Source organism: Fibrobacter sp. UWT3, from assembly GCF_900230125.1.
Lineage (GTDB): Bacteria > Fibrobacterota > Fibrobacteria > Fibrobacterales > Fibrobacteraceae > Fibrobacter.
Window position 1 is genome coordinate 831,435 of record NZ_OCSS01000003.1, and the last position, 25,829, is coordinate 857,263.

20 protein-coding genes are annotated in these 25,829 nt (G+C 54.3%); 10 read left to right on the plus strand and 10 right to left on the minus strand.

Annotation, left to right across the window (positions count from 1 at the left end; all coding sequences use genetic code 11):
• Window positions 1–17: 17 nt before the first annotated feature.
• From CRO08_RS15070 to CRO08_RS16820, 5 genes are all read left to right on the plus strand, one after another.
• On the plus strand, window positions 18–1,550 hold the full coding sequence (locus tag CRO08_RS15070; protein ID WP_097036858.1) for a carbon starvation protein A: 1,533 nt from the start codon (window positions 18–20) through the stop codon (window positions 1,548–1,550).
• 31 nt (window positions 1,551–1,581) lie between these two features.
• Window positions 1,582–3,705 carry an ATP-dependent RecD-like DNA helicase gene (locus CRO08_RS15075; RefSeq protein ID WP_255252421.1) on the plus strand — a complete coding sequence of 708 codons (2,124 nt, stop codon included), beginning with the start codon at window positions 1,582–1,584 and terminating at the stop codon, window positions 3,703–3,705.
• A 125-nt stretch (window positions 3,706–3,830) separates the two neighbouring features.
• Window positions 3,831–4,829: a hypothetical protein gene (locus CRO08_RS15080; protein ID WP_097036860.1), complete on the plus strand. Its 999-nt coding sequence runs from the start codon at window positions 3,831–3,833 to the stop codon at window positions 4,827–4,829.
• A 329-nt stretch (window positions 4,830–5,158) separates the two neighbouring features.
• Window positions 5,159–6,793 carry a 2,3-bisphosphoglycerate-independent phosphoglycerate mutase gene (gene gpmI, locus CRO08_RS15085; RefSeq protein ID WP_097036861.1) on the plus strand — a complete coding sequence of 545 codons (1,635 nt, stop codon included), beginning with the start codon at window positions 5,159–5,161 and terminating at the stop codon, window positions 6,791–6,793.
• A 93-nt stretch (window positions 6,794–6,886) separates the two neighbouring features.
• Window positions 6,887–7,558: a hypothetical protein gene (locus tag CRO08_RS16820; protein ID WP_141398413.1), complete on the plus strand. Its 672-nt coding sequence runs from the start codon at window positions 6,887–6,889 to the stop codon at window positions 7,556–7,558.
• 132 nt (window positions 7,559–7,690) lie between these two features.
• On the opposite strand, the gene CRO08_RS15095 is transcribed toward CRO08_RS16820, so the two are convergent.
• On the minus strand, window positions 7,691–8,695 hold the full coding sequence (locus CRO08_RS15095; protein WP_097036863.1) for a hypothetical protein: 1,005 nt from the start codon (window positions 8,693–8,695) through the stop codon (window positions 7,691–7,693).
• A 124-nt stretch (window positions 8,696–8,819) separates the two neighbouring features.
• On the minus strand, window positions 8,820–10,298 hold the full coding sequence (locus CRO08_RS15100) for a carbohydrate binding domain-containing protein (protein ID WP_097036864.1): 1,479 nt from the start codon (window positions 10,296–10,298) through the stop codon (window positions 8,820–8,822).
• 268 nt (window positions 10,299–10,566) lie between these two features.
• Between CRO08_RS15100 and CRO08_RS15105 the strand changes: the two genes are divergently transcribed.
• The 4 genes from CRO08_RS15105 to CRO08_RS15120 all read left to right on the plus strand — a co-directional run bounded on the left by CRO08_RS15105 (window position 10,567) and on the right by CRO08_RS15120 (window position 14,062).
• Window positions 10,567–11,508, plus strand: coding sequence for a hypothetical protein (locus CRO08_RS15105; protein WP_097036865.1), 942 nt, complete (start codon window positions 10,567–10,569; stop codon window positions 11,506–11,508).
• 218 nt (window positions 11,509–11,726) lie between these two features.
• Window positions 11,727–11,969: a hypothetical protein gene (locus CRO08_RS15110; RefSeq protein WP_097036866.1), complete on the plus strand. Its 243-nt coding sequence runs from the start codon at window positions 11,727–11,729 to the stop codon at window positions 11,967–11,969.
• A complete protein-coding gene (locus CRO08_RS15115; RefSeq protein ID WP_097036867.1) occupies window positions 11,954–12,253 on the plus strand; it encodes a hypothetical protein in 300 nt (99 codons plus the stop codon). Before CRO08_RS15110 ends, CRO08_RS15115 begins: the two co-directional genes overlap by 16 nt.
• A gap of 15 nt (window positions 12,254–12,268) precedes the next feature.
• Window positions 12,269–14,062 (plus strand): NAD(P)H-hydrate dehydratase, encoded by a 1,794-nt coding sequence (locus CRO08_RS15120; protein WP_097036868.1) that lies wholly within the window; start codon window positions 12,269–12,271, stop codon window positions 14,060–14,062.
• 14 nt (window positions 14,063–14,076) lie between these two features.
• On the opposite strand, the gene CRO08_RS15125 is transcribed toward CRO08_RS15120, so the two are convergent.
• The 4 genes from CRO08_RS15125 to CRO08_RS15140 form a co-directional block, all read right to left on the minus strand.
• Window positions 14,077–14,331 (minus strand): hypothetical protein, encoded by a 255-nt coding sequence (locus CRO08_RS15125; RefSeq protein ID WP_097036869.1) that lies wholly within the window; start codon window positions 14,329–14,331, stop codon window positions 14,077–14,079.
• Between the two features lie 95 nt (window positions 14,332–14,426).
• Window positions 14,427–16,202, minus strand: a complete 1,776-nt coding sequence (locus CRO08_RS15130; RefSeq protein WP_097036979.1) for a polysaccharide lyase family 1 protein — start codon at window positions 16,200–16,202, stop codon at window positions 14,427–14,429.
• Window positions 16,203–16,446: 244 nt separating this feature from the next.
• Window positions 16,447–17,604, minus strand: a complete 1,158-nt coding sequence (locus CRO08_RS15135) for an FprA family A-type flavoprotein (protein ID WP_097036870.1) — start codon at window positions 17,602–17,604, stop codon at window positions 16,447–16,449.
• Between the two features lie 53 nt (window positions 17,605–17,657).
• Window positions 17,658–18,359, minus strand: a complete 702-nt coding sequence (locus tag CRO08_RS15140; RefSeq protein ID WP_097036980.1) for an SIMPL domain-containing protein — start codon at window positions 18,357–18,359, stop codon at window positions 17,658–17,660.
• Between the two features lie 53 nt (window positions 18,360–18,412).
• Between CRO08_RS15140 and polA the strand changes: the two genes are divergently transcribed.
• Window positions 18,413–21,259, plus strand: coding sequence for a DNA polymerase I (gene polA / locus CRO08_RS15145; protein WP_097036871.1), 2,847 nt, complete (start codon window positions 18,413–18,415; stop codon window positions 21,257–21,259).
• Here polA and CRO08_RS15150 read toward each other — a convergent pair.
• From CRO08_RS15150 to CRO08_RS15165, 4 genes are all read right to left on the minus strand, one after another.
• On the minus strand, window positions 21,256–22,350 hold the full coding sequence (locus tag CRO08_RS15150; RefSeq protein ID WP_097036872.1) for an FISUMP domain-containing protein: 1,095 nt from the start codon (window positions 22,348–22,350) through the stop codon (window positions 21,256–21,258). The genes polA and CRO08_RS15150 overlap by 4 nt on opposite strands.
• 253 nt (window positions 22,351–22,603) lie before the next feature.
• Window positions 22,604–23,452: an IS3 family transposase gene (locus tag CRO08_RS15155; protein WP_176495013.1), complete on the minus strand. Its 849-nt coding sequence runs from the start codon at window positions 23,450–23,452 to the stop codon at window positions 22,604–22,606.
• A gap of 17 nt (window positions 23,453–23,469) precedes the next feature.
• Window positions 23,470–23,799: a transposase gene (locus CRO08_RS15160; protein ID WP_097034692.1), complete on the minus strand. Its 330-nt coding sequence runs from the start codon at window positions 23,797–23,799 to the stop codon at window positions 23,470–23,472.
• Window positions 23,800–23,854: 55 nt separating this feature from the next.
• On the minus strand, window positions 23,855–25,804 hold the full coding sequence (locus tag CRO08_RS15165) for an FISUMP domain-containing protein (protein WP_097036873.1): 1,950 nt from the start codon (window positions 25,802–25,804) through the stop codon (window positions 23,855–23,857).
• Between the last annotated feature and the right edge of the window lie 25 nt (window positions 25,805–25,829).

The window sequence follows — 25,829 nt, forward strand, 5'->3', positions numbered from 1 at the left end:
AAAAAAGAAGGCATAACATGATTACATTCCTTATCGGTGTCGCCATACTGATTGGCGGATACTTTACCTACGGAAAGTTTGTCGAACATGTCTTCGGCCCTGACGACCGCAAGACTCCGGCACTCGCTAACCCCGACGGCGTTGACCGCGTCCCGATGAAGCACTGGAAGAACATGCTCATCCAGCTTCTGAACATTGCGGGTATCGGGCCAGTCATCGGCGTGATTCTCGGCATCAAGTTCGGCGCCATCGTGTTCATCATCCTCCCGCTGGGTAACGTATTGGGCGGTGCGGTGCACGACTACTTCAGCGGCATGATAAGCATGCGCAACAACGGCTACAACGTGCCGGCACTTTCGCGCAAGTTCCTGGGCAAGGGCCCCTCGAAGGTGGTGATGGCGCTCATTTCCGTGGCGCTCATCCTCGTGGGTGCTGTGTTCACTAACACGCCGGCGCAACTCATCAACACGCCCATCATCGCGGGTTCCGCAGTCTCCCCCACGCTCTTCTGGGTAGCGGTCGGCGTGATTTTCGCCTACTACTTCGCAAGCACATTCTTCCCCATCGACAAAATTATCGGCCGCATCTACCCGATTTTCGGCGGCATGCTCATTCTCGCCTCCCTCGGAATCATGATCGGTATCGCCCCGCACCTCAACGTGCTTAGCGAATTCAACCTCTCCGACATCGCATCGAACTTCACACAGCATCCGGCACACCAGCCCATTATCCCGATGCTCTTCGTGACGATTGCCTGCGGCATCATCAGCGGTTTCCATAGCACGCAGAGCCCGCTCGTGGCCCGCACCGAAGTTACCGAAAAGACTGGCCGCCAGACGTTCTACGGCATGATGATTATCGAAGGCCTCATCGGCATGATCTGGGCCGCGGGCGGCATGTTCATCTACCACATGCAACCCGAACTCATGGCGGCAGGCGGCGTGAAGGTATTGAGCGTCCTCGTCTCTACCGTCATCCCGTTCGCTCCGATTTCCATCCTCGTGGTGGTGGGTGTCATCATCCTTGCGATTACGAGCGGCGACACGAGCCTGCGTAGCCTGCGCCTCACGATTTCGGAACTCTTCGGCATCGACCAGACCGACCCGAAGAAGCGCCTGCTCCTCACCGTGCCGATGTTCGCCATCTGCCTCGTGATTATCTTCTGGAGCAACCTGAACCCGCAGGGCTTCAATATCCTGTGGAACTACTTCAGCTGGAGCAACCAGCTCATGGCCGTGTGCAGCCTGTGCGTAGCAACAGTTTACCTCCGCAGCAAGAAGAAGAACTACGTGATTGCACTTATCCCTTGCATGTTCATGGCGTTCATCTGCTTCGATTACATCCTGTGGGTGAGCCCCGAAAACCTGAAGGGCGCCCCGCTCGGATTCGGGCTTGACTACAAGACCGCCCTCGTGCTCGCTATCGAGAATGCGGCCGTGCTCGGCGCGCTCCTGTGCCTGCGCGGCAAGAAGCTCGCCTCCAACAAGCAGTTCGACCCGGACAAATGGGACAGTTCTATCGATGCGAAGAACGACTACGAACCGGATTAAGGAGCGCTAGCCTCTGCAGCTCGAAGGAACCATCAAGAGCGTCACGTTCCACAGCGCCGATAGCGGGTTTTCCGTTTTCCGCGTGACCGTGGAAGGCGAAAAAGCCCCCGTCGTGGTGACGGGGACTTTTCCCGATTTGGGGAGCGGAGAAAGACTCCTGATGGAAGGGGAATGGGGGCGCCACCCCAAGTACGGCAGACAGTTCAAGTGCACCTCGTACAAGGTCGCGGCCCCGCAGGAAAGCGATATCGGCGCATACCTCGCCTCGGGTATATTCCGCGGCATCGGCCCCAAGACGGCAGAAGCAATCGTGAAGGTGTTCGGCGACGATACCGCGGACATTCTCGACAACCATCCGGACATTTTCCGCAAGGCAAAAATCAAGGGGTTCCCGGCAAAGAAGGTCGAAGCCTTCCTCGCCGCATGGCAAACAAACCGCCACAGCAGGGAAACGATGCTGTTCCTGTACGGGCACGGCATCGCGGGCAGTGTTGCGAAACGCCTGTGGAACCAGTTCGGCGCCGAAACGATTGCCCGCATTACCGAGAACCCGTACCTGCTCTGTGAAGAAATCTGGGGCATCGGGTTCCTGAAGGCCGACGAAATCGCGATGAAGGTCGGCATCCCGAAGGAGAGTCCCAAGCGCCTGCAGTCCGCCCTCATGTACGTGCTGCAGGAATCGAGTTTCAGCGAAGGCCACGTGTACCTCCCCAAGGATATCCTTCTTGAAAAGACCTTCCGGATTCTGCGCATCCCGATGGAAGACGACGACGCCGTCTACGGGCTTATACAGCAGTTCGATTACCTGTGCGAACGCGAGCGCATCAAGCGCATCGACGATGACTGCTTCTACCCGCCGATTTTCCGCGCCGAACAGAGCATTGCAGACAACATCCTGTACCGGCTTGCGGGCAACGCGCTCCCCACCGCGGGCTTCGAGCGGGCGCTCATGGACTGGGAACACCAGCACAAGTTCGCGTTCGACCCCATCCAGCGGCAAGCTATCCAGATGGCGCTCGCCTACCGCATATCGATTATCACCGGCGGGCCCGGCACCGGCAAGACGACTATCCTGAAGGGGATCCTCCACCTCGCGCAGAAGATGGACGAGAGTGTATTCCTCGCCGCCCCCACGGGCCGCGCCGCCAAGCGCATGGGCGACCTCTGCGGCATAAAGGCGCGCACCATCCACCGCATGCTCGAGATGGACCCCGCCACAAAGAAATTCAACCGCAACGCCGAAAACAAGCTGCCCTGCGATTTGCTCATCATCGACGAGTTCAGCATGGTCGATACCTGGCTTGCGGCGGCACTGTTCGAGGCGGTTCACGCGAAGACCCGCATCGTTCTCGTGGGCGACGCGGACCAGCTTCCGAGCGTGGGCCCAGGCAACGTGCTGAACGACCTCATCCGCTGCCCGAAAATCCCCACGACGCGCCTGCAGCACATATTCCGGCAGGCGGGCGGGAACGACATCGCCGACAAGGCAGCGAAGATAAACCAGGGCATAGTTCCCTCGCCCATCGACGGCCCGAACTTCCATTTTATTCCGTTCGAGGAACCCGAGCAGGCAAAGCAGATTATCGCGGACCTTCTCGCTACGGGCGTGCGGAGCAAAATCGATATCGACCAGAAGGCCGACCTGCAAATCCTTTCCCCCATGCGCAAGGGCCCGCTCGGCATCTTCGAATTGAACGCCTTCCTGCAAGAACTGCAGAACCCCGGAGTCGCCCGCCACAGGATTATGGGAGTCCCCTGGAGCGACGGCGACAAGGTGATGCAGATAAAGAACAATTACGACAAGAACGTGTTCAACGGCGACGTGGGCGTAATCTTCAAGGTACACAAGAGCGACGACAAGGTGACGGTGTTCTACGACGACAAGACCGTCGAGTACGAGGGCGACGAACTGGAACAGCTCGCGCTCGCCTACGCCTGCACCATCCACAAGAGCCAAGGAAGCGAGTACCCGGCGGTCATCGTGATTCTCGATTCGAGCCACTACATGATGCTCCAGCGGAACCTGATATACACGGCAATCACCCGAGCGAAGGGGCACGTGTGGGTACTTTCTGCACCGGGGGCGTTCGCGACCGCCGTCCGCAACAACAGGAGCGTGCGCCGATTTACCCGCTTGACTGAGCGGCTCGGGTAGCGAAATCTCTAAAAAGCGCCCTTTTTCGGGCTTTTTTCGCCTTTTTAAAGTAAAAAAAAACATTTTCTCCTTTGCTTTTTCGTTCATTTTTGTTTATTTTCATAGAAAACAAACAGAGGTAACTCATGAACTTCAAAAAGATTCTTCTTGGCTCGGCTATCGCCGCAGCTTCTTTCGGTTTGTATGCTTGCGGTGACGACTCCAGCAGTCCCGATACTCCGGTCAATCCCGACAATCCGGGTGCCGAGGTCATCGACCTTCCCAAGCAGTCTGAACTTTCCCCGGTGATTTTTGACAACCTGAAAATCACGGTTATGTCGGGCATCAACTCCCTGCGCGGTTCCCTCTCCGGCATGATCAAGCTCGACGATACGTTCCTCGACACGAGCGAGCCCTACACTGCCGATGTCGACGTCAAAATCGATAGCGTCGGTTTTGCCGTGGGTAGGCTCATCGATGGCAACGCGTTCCAGGAAAAAATCAACATCCACCTCGACGGCGTGGTGTTCCCGACCGAACGTGTTTCCCTGTCGCAGAAGTACTTCGAATTCTCCGACCTGAGCGGCTGTGGCGAATTCAAGCTCTACATCTTTGTGTACTCGAGCAGCAAGGAAGAAGGCATCCAGACCTCGCTCTACACGAGCGTCTATGACCAGCTCACCTTCACTCGCCCCGAACAGGAATGCCAGGCAGCCCTGCCGCCTTCTTCCTCTTCTGAGGTCCCGCCTGCACCGTGCACTCCGGTTACCGCACACCCGGTATCCCTCTCCAACAGCATGGGCACGAGCCAGAGCGCCATTAACTTCGAAACCGGCCTCGCCGACAATCCGCACATCACGATCAAGTTCGCGAACAACATGGCCACTATCGTTCCGGGCGCAGGCGTGACCGTTTACGAAGACAACTCGCAGACCACCGGTCTTGATGCCGAACCCAAGGCCGGCCAGACCCAGATTTGCCGCGAAGACTTCGTGAAGTCGAACTTCCAGCTCGAAGACGAACTCACCAGCGGTCTCTGGATTGACGTTGTCACGGCTGACGGCAAGATGTACCCCGTGATGATTAAGAAGGCTATGTTCGAAAGCGCCACGAAGGGTACTGTCGACATCGTCTACTACAACTAGTCTCGAATAAAGACCTTTACAGGAGCCCTCCCCTCACGGGAGGGCTTTTTTTCTATCTTGGCGCTCCTTCGGAGCGCATTTAGTACGGCTCGGCAATGCCAAAACAACTAGTTGTTTTACGTTTACAACGTAAGTGGCTGCGGCTCGAAAATGCAAAAACAAGTTTTTGCGCTTTCTCACCTTGCACACTTTTGTCGCTGCGCTCGCCTTTGACACTCTTCGAGTGTCTTTTGCTAGGCTCAGAAGTGGGCCTGTAAACAGCCCCGTTTCACTCGCCTTACGCAAAAGTTTCTAAATTTACCCGCGTAAATTTAAACACGGAGTAAACTATGCTCAAGAAGCTTTCCAATTTCCCCGGCATCAAGGGACCCGTTGTCACAATCGTGATGGACGGTTTTGGTATCACCGATAAGGTCGAAGGCAACGCCATCAAGGCCGCCCGCACCCCGACTCTCGACAACCTCTTCAAGATGTACCCGAACGTGCTTTTGAAGGCTCACGGCCGCGCCGTGGGTATGCCGACCAACGAAGACATGGGTAACTCCGAAGTGGGCCACAACGCCATCGGTGCCGGCCAGGTCTATAACCAGGGTGCCGCCCTCGTGCAAGACGCAATCGTCTCCGGCGACATCTTCGGTCGCGATGCCTGGAAGGAAATCGCCGAGAACGTTCGCGCCAAGAACAGCGTGCTCCACTTCATCGGCCTCTTCAGCGACGGTAACGTCCACTCCAACATCAGCCACCTGAAGGCCATGGTCGCCCAGGCCAAGAAGGAAGGCCTCAAGAAGGTCCGCGTGCACATCCTCCTCGACGGCCGTGACGTGCCGGAAACTTCCGCCCTCGATTACGTCGGCCCGTTCGAAAAGTTCCTCGACGAACTCCGCAGCCCGGAATTCGACGTCTGCATTGCTAGCGGCGGTGGCCGTATGCAGATTACCATGGACCGTTACAACGCCAACTGGAAGATGGTGGAGCTCGGCTGGAAGACCCACGTGCTGGGCGAAGGCCGCTACTTCGACAACGCCACCCAGGCTATCGAAACTCTCCGCGGCGAAACCAAGGCCATTGACCAGGACCTCCCGCCGTTCGTGATTGCGAAGGACGGCCAGCCGGTCGGTACCATCAACGACGGCGACTCCGTGGTGTTCTTCAACTTCCGTGGCGACCGCGCCATCGAAATCACCCGCGCCTTCGAAGAAGAATCCTTCAACGAATTTGACCGCAAGCGCTTCCCGCATGTGTGCTACGCCGGCATGCTCCAGTACGACGGCGACCTCAAGCTCCCGAACCGCTTCCTCGTTCCGCCTCCGGCCATCAAGGAAACTAGCGGCGAATGGCTCGCTGAAACGGGCGTGAAGCAGTTCGCCTGCTCCGAAACGCAGAAATACGGCCACGTGACCTACTTCTGGAATGGTAACCGTTCCAGCAAGTTCGACGGCGAAACCTACCTCGAAATTGAATCTGACGTTGTTCCGTTCGAACAGCGCCCGTGGATGAAGGCCGCCGAAATCACCGACGCCATGATCGAAGCTTTGAAGAGCGGCAAGTACCAGACGCTCCGCTGCAACTTCCCGAACGGCGACATGGTGGGCCATACCGGTTCCTTCCGCGCCGCTACGATGGCTATCGAAGCTGTGGACATCGGCCTCGCCCGCTTGCTCCCGGTGATCGACGCCCTCGGTGGTGTCGCCATTATCACGGCTGACCACGGTAACGCCGACGAAATGTACGAAATCGACAAGAAGACCGGCATGCCGAAGATCAACAAGGACGGTACCTTCAAGGCAAAGACCAGCCACACCTTGAACAAGGTACCTTGCATCCTTTACGATAACGTAACGGGTGGCAAGCTCGGCCTCAAGGAAGGCGACTGGGGTCTCTCCAACATCGCAGCCACGACCGCGAACCTCCTCGGCCTCGAAAAGCACGAAGCGTGGGACGAATCTATGTTGATTATTAAATAATCAACATAATGTGAAATGTGTAATGTGAAATGAGGAACCCGCAAGGGTTCCTTTTTTTTATATATTCATAGTAAGCAAAAAAGGAGAACAACCATGTCTATTCGAAAGTATAAACGCAAACTAGCCTTATGTATTGCGGCCTTATTTTGGACCGCCTGCGACAATGATTCTAGCACAGGATCAGACGAAAGTGTTTCTCCGACAGTATCATCAAGCAGTCCCGATAATCCCTATATACTCGCAATCCGCCCTACTGTACACTGTAAAGACTCCACCATCTTTCAAAAGGCAACCTGTAAAAATGCCGCAGTCCCCAAAAAATCTTCTGATATAAAATTTGCAGCACCCCTTTACGGAGTACCATGCATAGCCGAAGATAGAAACACTCCTATATTCAAATGTGAAGATGGAAGTATGTTTCCCAATAATAATACATTTTCCCTTGTTGGTGACACTATAGTTCAATTCACCGATTTCTGTGAAGAATTGATTGAAGAACGAACGAGAGCCGACGAATGCATCGCAAAAAAGGCCGAAGAGGCGGAAGCCAATCCGGAAACACCGTACAAACTTGCAAGCGACACGACAATTAACTGCAAACAGACCTTCAAACCCATACTTTCAAAACTTGAGCCCATTCTCATCGGTGTTCAATCCGAATACCTTATACCCGAGGGTTGTTTCAAGTGCGACGATGGAAATATATATGAATGGGATGACATGCTCAAAGATGAAAAAGGTAACCTATGGAAGAAAGAAAACTAAGCTTCCGCACCATAGGCTCAGAGATTGCTAAAGGACGAAAGAAAGGGAACCCGCGAGGGTTCCTTTTTTGCATTAACATAAGGATAAAAAAAACGCCCCCGAAGGAGCGCTTTTGGCCATAAAATCAAGCGATTACTTGCAAGAACCCTTCGGGCCAACTTTGTAGATTGCAAACTCACCCGGATCACCATCGGCAGCATTTTCTTCTCCCTGAATCTTGAACTTAAGAGAAGAAAGCTGCTTGGCAGACTGAGCACCGGAAAGAACCTTCGTGGCCCAGTCAGGAGGTGCAAACGATGCCCAAGAGAGATCCACAACCTTCTTGGCAGTAGATTTCGGCAACTCATAGAAGGCGTTTGCGCCGCCATCAATAGTCTTTTCCTTAGCCGCCGTAAGACCAAGTTCCAAGTGGATGGGTGCAGTAGAAGCGTATTCCACACAAACACCAAGCATCGCGCTCGCATCACCGGAATACTTATTGTCTGGCCCGAAGCCGAACGCAAAACCGATGAACGGTTGCCATTCATTGGTACCCACGATTAGAGTGTATGAACCACAGAGAGAGCCATCGCACGCTTCAAGCACGGGAGTCATGTCACCATTAGTGCCCGGCTCACCTCCCCAAGTAATCGTGGATTCACCACCATTGTTGCTATCATCGTAGCCATACCACCAGCCACCTTTCTTATTGCTGACAGGGACTTGCGGTTTAAGTTCAGAAGCATCCCACAGTTCCATAGTGATGGTTCCGTCATCTACAGCGGCGGAACTCTTCGGGACAATCGCGGAGGAGCTAGACCTAACAATCGCAATGCTGCTGGAGCTGATAGCGAAAGAGGAACTGGACACGGTCGGGAAAACCATGGAGCTGCTGGACAGCGGCATAATAGCGGAACTGCTCAGGAAAAAGTCCACGGACGAGGACGAGAACGGGTCGATTGTGGCAGAAGACATTGCCTGCGCCGCGTTAATCGAATCGAGCACATGCTGGTAAATGGAGTCGGCATTCACCTGCTGCGGGTTCGGGTCCTGGTAAGCGTTCTGGTTGCCGCCCGATACGGGAGCAACTGCGGTTTCGCCGGATTCATTGCAAGCCACAAGAGTGCAGATTGCCAAAAGTCCGAGTATCTTTTTCATCTTGTTTTCCTCACTGTTGTAAATTCCAGTTAGTGAATATATATTTTTTTACTACAAAAAGCAAAATGCCTTCCGTTTTTTTACATCACGAAAGGCATATTTGGGGCATTCCCGATATATTCCGCTACTTTACGGAGAAAATCCGGTTAAAGCTGCCGTCCTTGACCACATAGAGGCCCTTTTCGATGTTCATCGCATCGAGTTTCGCCTGCACGTCGCCCATGCGGGTCGCCTTCAGCTTGCACACGAAGGCGCCCTTCATGTTGTACACGCCGAACGTCCTTTCGCCCGTCTGCAGAAGGACCTTGCCCGCAATGGAGGTCGTCTCGCCGCCGCCGACTTCGGATTCGTCGATTTTTGCAATAACAACGTTGTCTATATATACGCTCCCCTTCGCGAGGCCCGCATTGAAGGAAATGCGCCCGTTCTCGTCGGTAGATTCCTTCATGGTAAACGTAATCTCGAAGTTCTTCTTGTCAGTCCCGAGGTCAAACGTCTTCGCCTCGCCCAGGTAGCTGGTCCACGGGTCAGTATCCTTCTCGAGGTTCACTTCGAGCGACCTTGCCTCGGAGCCGTACGCATCGAAGGTCAACTTGTAGCTCTGGCCCTTCTCGTAGTGCATCCCGTTCTGGATCATCTGGATGTCGTATGCGTTCGTACCCACGCTGGTCACCTTGATTTCGGCCATGCCTTCGGTATGCTTCAGGGAACCTTCGCCGCCATGGGTCTGCAACTTCCATCCGGCAAGCTTGAGCGAATCCGAGAACGTTCCGTTGAAAACGGCATCCCTGTTGGTCGGGACCTCGATTGCACCCGCAACGCCGTCGAGCGAGAACATCTTCACGAAGTTCCAGATATCCGAGACATCTGCCTTGGAGGGGCTATGCATACGGCCCTCGAGCTTCAAGTGCTTCACGTAGACACCGTCATCGCACGGGCCCCAGGAATAGAGCGTCGCCCTGTTCTCGCTATTCGGGTGGTTTTCCTCGACTTCCGCCTGCGCGGGGCAGTTGAACTGCTGGCGGTAACTCTTGAGGTTGTTTTCGAGATTGTTGTAACCCACCACGTCGTCCTTGGTTCCATGCGTATGGAAAATAGGCACAGGACGCATGGCCTGGCCCGGGCCGCCCATCAGGTAGCCGGAGCAGGGGGCGAACGCAGCAATTTTGTCTGCAATCTTGCCCATCGCATGGTAGCTGAGCATGCCGCCCATCGAGAAGCCCGACATGTAGACGCGCTTGGTATCGATGTCGTAGTCCTTGGCGAGCTGGCTAATAATTTCGGTAATCCACTTGGTGTCCTTGTCACCGCTAATGTCCCACGTGCTGTAGCCCGTAGCGCCCTTGGGGTATGCAACGACAAAACCGGCCGTATCGGCGACCGCCTCCCAGTGGGTATTCGACTGCTGATAATTGGGGTCCTGGTCCATGCCATGGAAAGAAAGCAGCAACGGGCTCTTTGCCGCGACACCGGACGGCGCGTAGACATAGACATCCCGGCCCGAAACCGAGACCCTCTTGTAATCGTTAATGGATTTTCCACCGCCTCCCCACTGAGCGAAAGAAAGCGTAACGGCGGCTAACAGAAGTATTGGAAACTTCATATCTGTACTCCTCAGAATTTCCAGTTTTTACATCGTGTTGGCCTCCATATACCTACCCATATATAATGTATATCAATAATGTAGGAATGGGACTGCGGCCAACCAAATTGCGGTGTAAACGACTACAACGCAGTAAATGGCGAAATTAGTACAAATTAGGCGGTTTTTCGACATTTCACAACAAGCAGTTGGGTTTTCCCGAGAAATACAGGCGTGTTGACATTTTTCAGTACAGTTTGTATTTTCGTCGCAAGCAACGGTACATCCCTTGGAAAAAGTTTTCTACCACCTTCCCGGACTGTTTGAGTTTTACGACCTGTACAAGGCCTTTTTGCCGCTATGGCGCGACCACCGGGAATACTTCTACGACTGGTGCGATATCGGCTCCATCTACGGTGCGCCGAGGGACTGCATCTGGGGTGGCGGACGCGTCGGTTTCGGGGATGCCGAGCCAGAAAAGGTTGCCGCACTCGTAAAGGAATACGGGATTTCGGCTCGGCTCACTTTCAGCAATTCATTGATTCGCGAAGAGCATCTGGCCGATGTAGAGTGCAACGCATTGTGCAGGATGTTCGAGAGCGTGGATACTGGGCTTGCCGATGGAAGGAACGGCGCTGGAAACGGTGCGGGTTTGAACGGCGCGGGCATCATCGTCCACTCGGACCTTCTGCTCGATTACATCAGGACAAAGTACCCCGGATTCTATTTCATATCTTCCACCACGAAGGTGATTACGGACTTCGAACAGTTTGTCGCCGAGCTGAACCGCGATGAATTCCGTTACGTTGTCCCAGATTTTCGACTCAACAGGCAATTTGATAAACTGAACGCGCTTACCGATGCGCAAAAACAGAAAGTCGAGTTCCTTTGCAATGAATGCTGCTGGTTCGGCTGTTACGACCGCAAGGCCTGCTACGAGAACGTAAGCCGCAAGAGCCTCGGCGAAGATTGCGCAGACCATAAATGCGTCTCGCCCACAGCGCAGAGAGGCTACCGTTTCTCCGACGCGATGAAGAACCCTGGATTTATCGGGATTGACGACATCCAGAACGTATATGCGCCCGCGGGATTCAGGCACTTCAAAATCGAAGGGCGTAGCCTCGGCAGCGCCATCATCCTGGAATTTCTGCTTTACTACATAACCAAGCCCGAGCACCAGCTCAAGGTGCGCGAAGAAATCTACTTGGACAGCTCGCTGGATTTGTTCTAACTCAAATACGCAATTGTTGGAACACAACACTTTTTTAAGATGTCATGTTTTGACATTTTGTTTATTTATATTTGATCGTGAGCAGTACAAAAGCGACATCAAACACGAGGGGGCTAATAAAACTTTTTCTTAGAAGCAAGCACTTATAATTGTATTTTGGCATAATTTTAAGGGTTTTTAGTGTATTGACAATTTGTAATACAATTTGTATATTAATTATGAAAATCATAAAACACGCATTTGAAAAATTCGATGAGAGAACATTCACTCCCGAAATGGCTGCAAAACTCGTCCATGGTAGATGTTTGTTTAGGCGTTCAAATTCTTTTCCAGACCGATACATAGCAATCGGAGAGGTAGATGGTAAAATATGGTCAGTCGTACTAGAAAAAGACCTGTACACAGTCGTCACGGCAAGGCGCGCACACAAAAACGAGGAAAATCTATGGAATTCAAGGTAATGGAAAAGCCCGACATGACGGAAGAAGAACTCCGCTATTTTAACGAGCACGATTTTGCAGAGGAATTTCGCAAGGGTTTGGAAGATGGCACAACGATCGTCAGCAACGGCCCCTGGGAAGAAACCGTAAAGGAAATCAAGGCCCGCAAGGCCCGCGAAGCAACGAAGATGGCATCTTTCCGTTTACCGACTTGGGTCATTGAAGGGCTGAAGCGCAATGCAGCAAAAGGCGGCGTCAAATACAGCGAATACGCCATCGAAGTCTTGTCAAAGGCCGCTGTATAAATTTATATTCAAGGTATGAAACACCTCGACCAGTTCAGTTATACCGAAGTCATGCCCGTCCTCTCAACAGAGGGAATGAGGGCGCTTGACAAGGCCGCCAAGGAAGCGCTCGCCAAGGACGTTCGCCAGACAGACGCCCAAATTGAAGGTGAGACGCGCGCGGCGATTGAGGCCGGTTATGAACTGATGAAACAGGCGGGTGCCGCGCTGTTCCAGAAGGTGGTCGAGGTTTTAGATGCTTATCGCGGGGACGTTTATCGCGGGTCTGGTAATGCGCCCGAGACGCAGATTAGAACTGCGCCGCGATCGGTGGCGGTATTTGTCGGCGGGGGTAACAACGGAGGTGACGGGCTCGTACTCGCGAAGTTGCTTATCGAAGCGGGAATCCCCTGCACAACGTATTCGCTTGCCGCCGCAAGCAAGTTCCAGAACGAAGCCAAGATGGCGCTGGAAGATTTTGCGCAGGCGGGCGGAAGGCTTGTCATGTCTTCTCCGGTACCGGAAAGTTTATCGCAAGCTGAAACAGCGCTGGAAAGTTTACCGCAGGCAGAAACTGCGCGGCGGATGCCGAGATTTGCAGGCTTCACGCTGGCCGTAGATTGCATGCTCGGGAACGGAGCGCACGGCGAACTGCGGGAACTGTACGCAGCCGCGGTCCGCGACATTGCCGCATCAAACATCCCGGTTGTCGCGGCCGACGCACCCACCGGATACGACTCACAGGAACACGTGCGTCGCGAACCCTGTACCCGCGCATGCGAAACCCTCCTGTTCGGGTTCCCGCGGCTGGATGCATACACGCGCGAAGGCGGGCCCATATTTGGGGAAGCCTCGGTCGCGCCGCTCGGCTACCCCGCAAGTACCGTAGCGCAGTTCAACGAAAACACGTTCCTCGCCACCGAATCGCTCATCCCGCAAATCTTGCCCGAGCGCGACGACTGGGGCGACAAGCGCAAACAAGGCTGCGCGATGATTGTCGCAGGTTCCGGCGATATGCCGGGAGCCGCCGCGCTCTGCACGCAGGCCGCCCTCCGGAGCGGCGCCGGCCTCGCGACCCTCGCAAGCCCCGAAGCCGTGATGCCCGTACTGCAGGCGAAACTCTCGGAACCCGTATTCGTAAACTTGCAAGATATCGCAGGGCAAGATGCAGATTCCACGGACGACCGCGCCACAGCACTCTCGCCCGCGCACATCCCGCAAATTCTCGAGAAGGCGAAGCACAACCAGGCGCTCGCCATCGGGCCCGGAATCGGATGCGCCGAATGCACGCGCGACGCCGTCATCGAAATACTCCCGCAGCTCAGTTGCCCGCTGGTCATCGACGCCGACGCGCTGAACGCCATCGCCACACTCAACAAGACATCCGCAAGCCCCACTTCGGGCGCGGCATCTTACCTTCACAGCATCGAAACTGCAGCAATCCTCACGCCGCACCGCCGGGAATTCGAAAGGCTTTTCGGAGCGCTCCCGACAAACGACATCGATATACCAAAACTACTTCGTGACATCGCCCGCAATACGAAGAAGGTCATTCTCCTGAAGGGCACGCCGACCTTCGTCGCCGTTCCCGACGGACGCGTATTCGTGATTCCCGCACATAACTCGGGCCTTGCCAAGGGCGGCTCGGGCGACGTGCTTACCGGCATCATCACGGCTCTGCTCGCACAAGGCCTGCCCACCGCCGAATCGGCCGTCCTCGGCGCACTACTGCATCAAAAAGCGGGCCGCATAGCCCGCGAAAAAATCGGCGCATTCAGCATGCTCCCGAGCGATGTCATCGACGCGCTACCGCAGGCATTTGGCCGATAAATTTATCCTTAGAACTAATCCTTGAGGCAACGGACTGAATACGCGAAGTACTTGAAGTCGATGCCCAGGAACGCTTCTTCGTCGTCGTAGAGCAAGATCAATCTGCTCGCACCTTCGATACCGCCCTCTGTAGAACTACAGAAGTACGCATCGGTGCCCTCATAGTGCCAACCCTTGGGACATACGCCGCGCACAGGGTATGTCGGCGAGCATTCCGTTCTGTAACCGCAACCCTCGCCATTTGTACTCCACTCGCCTACGCTGTCCATTGCCGTAGCCCAAGTGAACCTCCCATTTTATACACAATGTAAAAAAGCGCCCGCTGTTACGCGGACGCCGGTATTTTGGAGGAGAAATTTTTCGTTTAGCGGGCATTCACGCGCATGGTGCGCGGGCCGATTTTCAGTATAAACGTTCCCGTATGCGGGAGCAGCGCCGACTCGACGGAAGTCGCTATGCGTTTGGTCAAGAGCAGGCGGCCCTGCATGTCGAAAATCGCCATCGTTTTGCCCGCTGCATTCTGGACTTGCAACACGCGACCTGCGGTAGAGACCGTGAACTGCGGGGCAAAACCCGTTCCGCGAATTGCATCGGAAGCCTCGCTGCTGCTGGACACGTCTGTCTCGCTATCACTCGACTGCGGTGTGACGCTACTGCTGGACTTTGCAGAGGAACTCGACGCCGGAGTTTCGCCATTCCCAGCCACCACGGTAATCGTCCCGCTCTTCGAGGCATTCGTCGTAGCGCCCGTCGTAGTGACGGTAAACTTGTACGCACCCGGCGCCACCGTCGCAGAGACCGTTCCCGAAATGTAGAAGTCAGAACCCTTGAGCGTACCCGACACGCCATCCGGAAGCCCCGTCACCGTGGCACCCGTCGCGCCCGCAATCGTGTAGTAGAATTCCGCAATCGATTCGCCTGCGGCAACCGTCTGCGTGGTGCTGCCCGAGCCGTGCTTGGTGAGAGTCGCTTCGCCTGCGACAGGCCCCTGCGACGAGCTGGACTTCGCAACGCTGCTGCTGGACTTCACGGAAGAACTCGATGCCACGCTGGAACTCGACACTTCGGCAGGCTCAGTGATCTTACTGCTCGAGCTTGCCGGAGTCACCACAGAACTGCTGCCCGGATCCGGAAGCGTTGCACCTGCATACAACTTAATTGAATCGCGCAGGGCATACGCCTTCGCCTGTGTGCTCACGTCAGTCAAGCTCATGGAATAGCTCGGCTTGAACGCCGTACCCGTACCGGCTTGCGGCTTCTTCACGTTCTCTTCGTAATTCTCGATCATCTGCGCCGCCGTGATGGCGCCGTCGCTCGTGTAGAGGTCAAGAGCCTTCTGCACACCGATGAACACGTTCCTTTCGATGCGGATATCCGCCTCGATGGCCGCACGCACGCAGTAGCTCGCGTCCTTGCTGTCGAAGAGGTTGTTCGCCACATGCACCTTGCCAAAACGCACGCGCGGCATGCGTTCCACCACGCCGTCCGCCCACCACGTATGGTGAATCGTCACGTTCAGGTGTCCGCGGTCGCTCGTCTTTGTCTTGCTGTTGCCAATCAGGTTGCTGAACTGGTGGCCGGTCGATGCCGAGGTATAGCTGAACTTGGTCCACGAAATCGTCACGTAGTCCGAGGCGTTGGTAATGTCCAGGTTGCCGTCGTGACCGTCGTAAACATCAACGTGGTCAATCCACACGTTCTTTGACTCGTGATTCACCTGCAGGCAATCCTCGTCATCGTCGTCGTGCGCGCCGACGCCCTTGAATTTCAGGTTGCGGATGATGACGTTCTTCGAGCCGCTCAGTTTCATGGCGCTGCCCGAAGTGGGCTGCGCGATGATGGCGCCCTGGTAACCGTAAATCGTCACGTTGCTGCCGACCTCGACGGGGCCCATGTACGTCCCCGGCTTCACGTAAATAATCTTGTTACCCGCCTTGGCGTAGCTCTTAAGGTCACTCACGTTGTCCACCGTGACCTCGGAATAGCCCTTGCCGCCCGTGGTGCCGCCATTCTGCGTGGCAAAGCCCGCCATCGGGAAATCCGGCGAAGTGACCGCGAACGCGGAAGTCGCCGTACCGACAACCGTCGCCCCGCACACAAGCAGTGCCGAGAGCAACATTTTCAACGAATTACGACCCATAACATCCATCCTTTTTTTGAGCCGCAGGCAACCCGCCCGCATTGTTCTCAAAATTTTTCTCAAAATTTATATTCAAAAAAGGAAAAAGTCAATAGGAATTTTTAACATTTCGCCGCTCTTTCGCCCGTAATTAGCCACAAAACAAACAAAAATGGCGAAATTCAAAGAAATTCGCCATTCTTAAAATGTTCTCAAAAATTTATTTTACAATTACAACAGGTCGGGTATCCGAGAAAACATGCGCCTACACAAGTTCTTGAACGAGTTTGTCCATCGCAGCTTCGGATTCGGCGCCGAGCGTCGACTTCACCGTCACCACCGTTTCGGCGAGCGTCACGTTCTTGAGCGAGGAGAGGATTTCGGTCATCTTCTTTGCGGCCATCGGGGCCCACGTGCCGTTTTCGACAACGCCCACCTTGCGGTTGCTGTAGTTCTTCGCCTTCAGGTGATTCAAGAAGTCTTCCATCACCGGGAAGAGGCCCGCGTCGTACGTGGGGGCTGCCACCACCATGCGGTCGTAGCGGAAGGCGTCTTCGATGACTTCGGCCATGTCGCTGCGGGCAAGGTCAGAGACCACCACCTTCTCGACACCGGCGGCCTTGAGTTTTTCACCGAGCAATTCCGCGGCCTTCTTGGTTCCGCCGTAAATCGAGGCGTAAGCCACGAGCACGCCCTTGTCTTCGGGAGCGTAGCTGCTCCAGGTGTTGTACTTGTCGATGTAGTAGACGAGATTTTCGGTGAGCACCGGGCCGTGCAGCGGGCAAATCGTCTTGATGTCGAGTGCAGCCGCCTTCTTGAGCACCGCCTGCACCTGGTTGCCGTACTTGCCCACGATGTTGAAGTAGTAGCGGCGGGCTTCGCAGGCCCAGTCGTCCGGGTCGGCATCGTACACGCCGAACTTGCCGAACGCATCGGCCGAGAACAAAACCTTTTCACTCTGTTCGTAGCTGAACAGCACTTCGGGCCAGTGCACCATCGGCGCACCGATAAACTGCAAGGTGTGCGCACCGAGCGAAAGCGTATCGCCTTCCTTCACGGTCTGCTTCTTGACCGATTCGGGGAGCGCCATGAACTGCGGCAGGAGCGCGAAAGCCTTCGCGGATGCCACGAGCGTCGCCTCCGGATACTTCGCGACAAAATCAGCAATGCCTCCGGCATGGTCCGGTTCCAGGTGATGAATCACCAGGTAGTCCGGCTTGCGGCCAGCGAGAGCGGCATCCAGATTGGCAAGCCATTCATTCACCTTGTGGGCGTCCACCGTGTCGGTCACGACAATCTTTTCGTCCACAATCACATACGAATTGTACGCCATGCCCTCGGGCACCACGTACTGGCCTTCGAACAAATCCAAGTCGCGGTCATCGACTCCGATGTACTTGATATTTTCGCTAAAGTTCTTCATATAGACTCCTCATATTTTCGCTGAGAATTTAAAAAAATATCGAACGGATGTTCCTAATCTTCCAAGAAATACTGCACGTTCGTCACGACGCGGACTTTCTTGATGTACGGCGTATTTTCGTCGCGGTTTTCAATGGAGAACACTCCCTGCGTAGCCGTCTTGATTTTGCCAAGTTTGCTGTCAGAATCCTTGGCAAATTTCTCGGCAGCGGTGCGCGCGTTCTTAGTCGCTTCGTCAATCATGGCAGGCTTGATTTCGTTGAGGCCGTTAAAGCTATAAATGGTACGGTACTGGTAATCGCTACCGCTAAAGGCAATTCCGTTCTTCAGGAGTTCGCCTTGCTTTTCCATGGTCTTGCGGACAAGGGCCACATCGTTTGTCGCCACCGTTGCAACCACGGTTGCCACATAGCGATAATTATGTTTGCCGCCGCTGTACAGTTCGCCATCGGCATCGACAATGGCCGGGGTCGAGTAAGTAATGTTTTCTTTTTTAACGCCGTTTTCGAGCAGGAACTTTTCAAGAATCTGCGACTTGGACTGTAGCGTTGCAGAAAGTTCCGCAAGGTCGTTGCCCACTTCTTTGTAAACGATCGGCCAAATCACGAAATCAGCCGGCACCTCGCGTTCGGCAAGGCCTCGTACGAACACCACGCGGTCGCGGTCCTTGACATCGATTTGCGCGCGATAGAAAAATGCACCCAGGCACAAAATGGCGAGCGCCAAAATGACAGTCTCTTTAACTCTTGATTGCATATTCAACTCCATTTTTACATAAATCCAATATACAAATTTTCTACATTCAAAACATGTCTGAAAAAACTCTACTTTTGCTCGACTCCTACGCGCTTGCGTTCCGCATGTTCTACGCCTATTCGCAAAACCCGCTCAAGAACAGCCAGGGCGAAGACGTTTCCATGATGCACGGTTACTGGGGTGCGGTGCTCCGCATTTTGGCCCAGCACAAGCCGACGCATTTTGCGATTGCACGCGACGTGGCACATACGAAAACTTTCAGGCACGAACTTTACCCCGACTACAAGGCCAATCGCGGCCCCATGCCCGAGGAGATGGCAGCGCAGATGCCGCTGTTGGGCGAAAGTCTTGAAGCGAGCGGAATCCCGCTCTTGTCGGAGCCGGGTTACGAAGCGGATGACGTAATGGCGAGTACCGCTATGGCCGCCGTGGACGCGGGCTTTGACCATGTAGTGATTTTGAGCAAAGACAAGGACATGTCGCAGATTGTAAGCGACAAGATTCACCTTTTCCACTTGACGAAGGGCGCCGACGGCATTGACTTCGGTCCGGAACAGGTGCTCGAAAAATACGGGCTTCCGCCGGAAAAAATCCGCGACTACCTGGCGCTCATGGGTGACGCAAGTGACAACGTTCCCGGCGTGCCGAAGGTGGGGCCCAAGACGGCCATCCAGTTGCTGAACGATTACGGCGACATGGACAACCTGTATGCGAATCTCGACAAGATTACCAAGAAGGGTTTGCACGACAATTTGGCGAACAACCGCGAAAAGGCTTTCCTCAGCCGAGAACTGGTGACGCTTCAGACCAAGCGCGCCTTTAGCGGGAATTTAGATGCCCTCGAATACAACGGTCTGCACGTGGATACACTCGCGCAAATGTTCAAGGACCACGAAATCAACAGCCTGTTGCGCCTGCTCGAGAAAGTTCCGAGCAAGGCTGGATTCGTGCGTGACGGCGCCACGGAAAATGCGGGCACGGAAGGCGCCGGCGAAAACGGAGACAGCGAACTTGTTGCCGCAAGTTTCCCCGTAGAAGACTTGCCCACGTATGTCTGCGTCGATACCGATGAAATCTTTGAGCAGATGAAGGCCGAATTTGCGGCCGCAAGCACCGTGGGCATCGACACCGAAACAGACGGACTCGACCCGATGCAATGCAACATCGTGGGCCTCTGCCTTTCGGCAGACCCGGCGAAGGGCTACTACATCCCGCTTGCGCACACCGACGAAATCGGGTTCCCGCTCCCCGCAAGCAAGGGCGGCAACTTCGACTTTAACAAGGTTGCGAACTGGTTCAAGGAATTCATTGCGGATACCGCCCCGATGGAAAACACCGGGAAGCCGCGCGCGTTCGTATTCCATAACGCAAAATTCGACCTGCATGTTCTCGCACGCGCATTCAAGATTCCGCAATCCGTTATCGACAACGCAAACATCATCGACACGCTGATTGCCGCCTGGATGCTTTCGCCGGGGCAATCTGGCCTCGGGCTCGATAACCAGGTGATGCAGCGCCTGCAGCACGAGATGATTCCCATCGAGAACCTCATCGGACGCGGCAAGAACCAGATTACGTTCAACCGCGCGCCCATCAAGGACGCCACCGAATACGGCGCCGAAGATGCAGTCTACACGCTCCGCCTTTGGAAGCCGCTCAAGCAGGAACTCGAAAAGCTCGACTACGTGAAGTACTTCTTCGCGCAGGAAATGCCGCTGCTGAAGGTACTGTACCAAATGGAATCCGTGGGAGTGGCGATTGATGTTCCGGCCCTCAAGACGCTGGAGCAGGAACTTGCCCGCCGCATCGAGAATCTGGAGAAGGAAATCTGCGACATGGCAGGCGTCGAATTCAACATCGGTTCGCCAAAGCAACTGGGCGACGTGCTTTTCGATACGCTCGGACTCCCCGAAATCAAGAAGCGCAGTACCGATGCCGTCGTTCTCGAAGAACTCAGCTTCAAGGCGCCGCACCCGATTGTCTTCGCCGTCATCGAGTACCGCGAACTCAAGAAGATGCAGAGCACCTACATTTCGGTGCTCCCGACGCTCATCAATCCGGACACGCGCCGCATCCACACGAGCTTTATCCAGTGGGGTACCGCGACGGGACGCCTTTCGAGCCGCGATCCGAACCTGCAGAACATTCCCGTGCGTAGCGACTTGGGTAAGAAGATTCGCGCAGCATTCATCCCGCAGAGTAAGGACAACATAATCCTTGCGGTAGACTACTCGCAGATTGAATTGCGTATGCTCGCCCACTTGAGCGGAGACGAAGCGCTCATCGAAAGCTACAAGGAAGGTATCGACATTCACGCCCGCACAGCCGCCGCAATTTACGGGGTGGATCTAGACGCCGTCACGAGCGACATGAGGCGCGATGCAAAAGTCGTGAATTTCGGCGTGCTCTACGGGATGACGGCCTTCCGCCTCGCCCGCGACTTGAAAATCCCGATGTCGCAGGCAAGGGATTTCATCGACGGTTACTTCGGGATGTACCAGGGTGTACAGCAGTTTATTGAAGATACCAAGGCGGCCGCCCACCGCGACGGCTACGTAGAAACGCTTTCGGGCCGCCGCCGCTACATCGCAGGTATCGACAGCAGCGACCGCATGGAATCGCAAATGGCCGAGCGCATGGCCGTGAATACTCCTGTGCAAGGCTCCGCCGCCGACCTCATCAAGATTGCGATGATACGCATCCAGAAGCGAATCAACGAAGAAAACCTTCCGCTCAAAATGATGCTACAGGTGCACGACGAACTCGTGTTCGAATGCCCCCGCGACCAGGTGGAAGCGATGGCCCTGATGGTGAAATCCGAGATGGAAGGCGCCATGGAGTTGAAGGTGCCGCTGGTAGCAAGTGTGGGCTTCGGCGAGAACTGGCTCGAAGCGCATTAATCCTTTATGCAGCGGATGCTATACGCATCCGATACCACGCCTCCCGAAACGGAGCTCGTAACAAAGTTTACTTCCTCGCTGGACAAATAGAACGCTTCATACTCGTTCAGCGAGCAGTCCTGTGCATACCAGAACCACGCTTCCTGCGAAGCGCTTCCATACGAGTTCGCTCCATACATGATTCCGCCAGGGAGTGCCGTAAAACCAAGCACATCAGTTCCGTTCCTGCTATGTCCCGTATTATCGGACCAGCCTTCCTTCGCCCGCAAACCATTCTGCGGGTCACCACCCATAAGCACTATAAAATTGTACAGGTTCATCCAATCCGATATCGACGGTAAACGCCAACCCGCAGGGCATACCTGGCTGGACAATTCGCAGGAATAGAACGAGCCGTAGGTGTCGCACTGATCAGCCTCATTGTCGTAGCACCAGCGGTTCCCTTCCAGTTCGGGCTTTGCGACAGAATCCCTGTAGTCCAGGTTTTCGGCCATCCATGTCTGGCCCCAGATGTCAATTGTCTTGTACACCCTGCCGTCGCGCGCATCCGTGAACGAGCCGTATTCCCACGCGGTCGAATCTATTTTCCAGCCCTCTTCGCTGCACACGAAATGCGTATTGTTCACCGTGATTTTTTTGCCATAGATATAACTTGTACAACCCAAATTCAATCGCATTTCCCTCTCCGTAGGCAACCGGAATCCGCCATTCTCGCAAACGTAGACGCGGCCAGTCGCATTATCGTGCTTGTTATGGAAAGTACCATCACCATATAGCCCCGTCGCACTACACTCATCCCGGTCTTCGTAGGTATCATTGTATATCAGCGGAGCCGTCTCCCATTGCATGTGAACCGCACGCCACGACACGTAGCGACACACATAGTATTCACCTTCATACTTCACCTTGGACGTATCTCCCTCTACCATGCACGGGGTACCTCCCAAAGCATAGAGAACGCTATCCATCTTGGTTCCCTCGCGCCAATGGCCATCCTGGAACACACAGTAGCGGCCATTTGACGGGCATTCCACGACTGTGCCCTCGTCGTAATCGGTGCCCAACATTATCTGGTCCACAGTGGAATCCATTGTCCCCACCCAAGTGCCATTATCGCAAGTGTACCATACGGATTTAGACGACCTCGACAATTCCCCCTGTCGCGCCGCAGTACAGCCACCAAGTCCTAACTTGCAGTTGGAACTATCGCGTTCATACCAGGCACCATTATCGTAAACATTGGATTTGTAGTTTTTTTAATAGTGGGTTCATGAACAACCATATTCATTACCGGTTAAGTTAAAATATATCCTTTTTTCTTGTTAAGTGGTATACCCTTGTGGTCTAGGCAGCCTGTTTTGACAGCCTATATTCCACCGGTGTCATGTAACCGAGCGAACTATGGAGCCGTTTCCGGTTGTAGAACAGCTCGATGTACCTGAAAACGGCCTCCCGCACGTCTTCGATGTCCTTGAAGTCTCGCCTGTAGGCCATCTCCTTCTTGAAGCTTGCGAAGAAGCTTTCCATGCAGGCGTTGTCGTAGGGGCAGCCCGGGGCGCTCATCGAGGGCGTTATCCCATTCTCCGAGAGCATCGTGCGGTAGCCCATGCTGCTGTACTGCACGCCACGGTCGGAATGGAAGATTAGTCCGTCGTGATGGCCGCGTTGCATGATGGCATTGGACAACGCGCGCTTGACAAGTTCCGTGTCGATGTTCTTGCTCACGGCATAACCCACCGCCTCCTTGTTGCATAGGTCAAGTACCACGGCAAGGTACACCCAGCCAAGCGTAGTCTTGACGTAGGTGATGTCGCCGGCCCAGACGGCGTTCAGACTGTCGGGATCGAACTTCCGCTGCACCAGGTTCTCGCTGTACATGGAGTCACATTTGCCCTTGCGGTAGGGTTTCCATTTCTTGAGCGTGACCGGATAGAGACCGTTCTCGCGCATGATGCGGCGCAGTTTCCACACCTTTACCTCGTCACCCTTGTCATGGAGTGCCGCCTGCATCTTCGGGCAACCGTACACGCGGTGGTTTTCTTCGAAGGTGTCGCGGACCTTCTGGACAAGCCGTTCTTCGCGGGCCTTCTTCTCGGCACGTTTTTCCTGCTGGCGCGACCACTGGTAGTAGGAACACTGCGGTATTCCTAGGGCTCTGCACATCTTCCTGACTGAGTATTTCTTGCGGTTCACGTGTATCGCCTCGCATTTCAGTCGTGTGGTCGCATAAAGATGTGCAGGGATTTTTTTAGGATCTCTACCGTCTCCTTCTCGTCCGCAAGCTCCTTTTCACGCTTCTTCAGGAGTTTTTCCAGTTCCCTGTTCTTGGCGGCGAGTTCCTCGACGGACACCTTGCGGATTCGCCGTTCCTCGCGGTAGCTCGGCAGGTTGTGTTCCTTGCGGTACTCGTTTACCCACCGACCGACTGTATTGGGCCCGATTCCGAGTTCCTTGGCTATTTGGTTTGCTGACTTTTCGCCTTTCAGGACCAGCTTGATGACCTGTTCCCTTGTCTCGGAGCTATAGTTGATTTTTGCCATTGTTTTACCTTTTGGGGGTTGCGCAATGAATATAGTAGCTTATGCTACCCTCTTATTAAACTCCTGCATGGTCCACATAGCACATACGCGGATCAGAGCCTTCCCACAGCGTTTTGCCTTCCACCGCACCCGTCCACTTGAACTCGTTATATTCGTCAATGCTCATTGTAACCCAGCCGCTATCGGCACAGACCAGGTAAGATATGTAATTGCAATTGATTGTCTCGTACCGGGTCTGATCCGTGCACGCAAAACTCGGGTTGTAATCATTGACACAGCGGACCGGGAAACGGTCAGTCGTATTCAGCAATCCATTCATTACTGTTCCCGTATTCGAAAATTGAAAGGAATACGAAAAAATGTACTGATAATCCTTAGCATACGAACTCGTCCAATAATTCGCACTCGTCTGCCCCGCAGGTATTGTCGCAAAACCATACTTGTCCATTTCGGAAGCTGATGAACTACTTATATACTTGAACATGTAGTCCCATTCTTCCTTGCCCGGGAGGTGCCAGCCATCCGGACACGCACTGCGCGCATCGTTCCACGTATAGGTTTCTTCGCCCCCATAATTCAGGTTTTCCGCCATCCATCTTTGGCTTCCAATATACACGTAGCGGTAGATTCGGCCATCACGGCTGTCAATCATCTTATAGTACCTTGCATTTTCGTCACCGTCAAAAAGTTTCCATTCCTTCCCGTAACAGAAGTACACATTGTTCGTATCGACAACGCCATGCTCGATCTTGCCAAAGAACTGACAAGCCAGACCCCTCGTATCCTTCTCAAAGTCGCTCAGCCCAGACAAATCCGTAGTATCCGTGACACCGCTTGTATCGGCAACACTAGCTGTATCCTTGACCTGCGTGGTATCCTTAACACTTGTAGTGTCCTTGACCTGCGTTGTATCCACGGCCGATGTATCCGCGACTGCGGTAGTGTCGGCAACATCTGTCGTATCCCTAACCTGCGTCGAGTCCTTGACATCCGTGGTATCCTTACCGTCTTCTACCGTCCTTTCGGGGATCCACTTGCCGTTCTTGCATATAAAATAAATGCCCCTATTTGCACTGTAGGGATTGTCGTTCAGCCATGCGGCCCCATCCAACGTTGAGTCGCACGCATCGAACCCATAGATTTTCCACCAGAAGGAATCTATGTAAGAAACGACCTGCGTACGGAACGAATCGAACTTGCCGTTCAAGCCCTGTTCCACCGCCCAGTCTGCCATATTCGCGGCGGTACGCCCGTTTTTCCAGAAGCCATCACTTTCAAGGTCTTCTGCAAAATCCGTGATTCGCTCAGCAAGTTTCGAGTTTTCCTCGCCATCGTCATTCTTCGTTGCAAGGCCGAACGGGAGTCCGGATTCGCCATCCTTCTCCAGACCACCCAGCATAATCACGCTTATCGCTAACAGTGCCGCATTTCCGTCGCCATTGCTATAGATATTCAGGTCTTCGGCCAGGGCAAAGTCGCCACTGATTCCAAAGGCCCTGAGCACCTCTCGCTCCGCCTGCATTTTCGCTTCCGCGACGGTCAAGCCCTCTTCCCTTACAAGATAGAGCACGCGCAAATATTCTAGGTGCGTAAGTAAGTTCACGTTCGCCGACTTGCGGGCAGTAAGGTCTACCAGCGCATTCAAGGTCACCGTCGCTTTTGATTTTTCACCCGTGAGTTCATCGCGGTACGTACCCACGGCCGTAAGCAGTGCATACGGGGATTCGAATTCGCTGAATTCCAGGGAGTAGGTTCCCTCGTCGTTCAGAACCGTACCTTCGATCTTTTCGCCTACCGGCAAAAGTGTAACCGCGTCAAGTTCCTGTATCGAAATTTTTGAGCCCTTCGAGAACGGGCCCTTCTGTACAAAGCCCGAAAGCGTCCTTTTTTCGGTATACGGGGAATCCAGTTCTTTGTCGGTACCGCTATCACCGCACGCACCAAGCAAAGCAAACAGCGTCGCATATACAAGAGCAGCAAAAAATGTCCGACCAAAATAAATCATCCTAGCCCGCCTTTTTCGAGAAAAA

Excerpts from the sequence above, each read along its gene's own strand:
- CRO08_RS15070 (WP_097036858.1), top strand. The coding sequence starts at position 18 with ATGATTACATTCCTTATCGGTGTCGCCATACTGATTGGCGGATACTTT.
- CRO08_RS15080 (WP_097036860.1), top strand. The coding sequence starts at position 3,831 with ATGAACTTCAAAAAGATTCTTCTTGGCTCGGCTATCGCCGCAGCTTCT.
- gpmI (WP_097036861.1), top strand. The coding sequence starts at position 5,159 with ATGCTCAAGAAGCTTTCCAATTTCCCCGGCATCAAGGGACCCGTTGTC.
- CRO08_RS16820 (WP_141398413.1), top strand. The coding sequence starts at position 6,887 with ATGTCTATTCGAAAGTATAAACGCAAACTAGCCTTATGTATTGCGGCC.
- CRO08_RS15095 (WP_097036863.1), bottom strand. The coding sequence starts at position 8,695 with ATGAAAAAGATACTCGGACTTTTGGCAATCTGCACTCTTGTGGCTTGC.
- CRO08_RS15100 (WP_097036864.1), bottom strand. The coding sequence starts at position 10,298 with ATGAAGTTTCCAATACTTCTGTTAGCCGCCGTTACGCTTTCTTTCGCT.
- CRO08_RS15110 (WP_097036866.1), top strand. The coding sequence starts at position 11,727 with ATGAAAATCATAAAACACGCATTTGAAAAATTCGATGAGAGAACATTC.
- CRO08_RS15115 (WP_097036867.1), top strand. The coding sequence starts at position 11,954 with ATGGAATTCAAGGTAATGGAAAAGCCCGACATGACGGAAGAAGAACTC.
- CRO08_RS15120 (WP_097036868.1), top strand. The coding sequence starts at position 12,269 with ATGAAACACCTCGACCAGTTCAGTTATACCGAAGTCATGCCCGTCCTC.
- CRO08_RS15125 (WP_097036869.1), bottom strand. The coding sequence starts at position 14,331 with ATGGACAGCGTAGGCGAGTGGAGTACAAATGGCGAGGGTTGCGGTTAC.
- CRO08_RS15130 (WP_097036979.1), bottom strand. The coding sequence starts at position 16,202 with ATGGGTCGTAATTCGTTGAAAATGTTGCTCTCGGCACTGCTTGTGTGC.
- CRO08_RS15135 (WP_097036870.1), bottom strand. The coding sequence starts at position 17,604 with ATGAAGAACTTTAGCGAAAATATCAAGTACATCGGAGTCGATGACCGC.
- CRO08_RS15140 (WP_097036980.1), bottom strand. The coding sequence starts at position 18,359 with ATGCAATCAAGAGTTAAAGAGACTGTCATTTTGGCGCTCGCCATTTTG.
- polA (WP_097036871.1), top strand. The coding sequence starts at position 18,413 with ATGTCTGAAAAAACTCTACTTTTGCTCGACTCCTACGCGCTTGCGTTC.
- CRO08_RS15150 (WP_097036872.1), bottom strand. The coding sequence starts at position 22,350 with ATGGATTCCACTGTGGACCAGATAATGTTGGGCACCGATTACGACGAG.
- CRO08_RS15160 (WP_097034692.1), bottom strand. The coding sequence starts at position 23,799 with ATGGCAAAAATCAACTATAGCTCCGAGACAAGGGAACAGGTCATCAAG.
- CRO08_RS15165 (WP_097036873.1), bottom strand. The coding sequence starts at position 25,804 with ATGATTTATTTTGGTCGGACATTTTTTGCTGCTCTTGTATATGCGACG.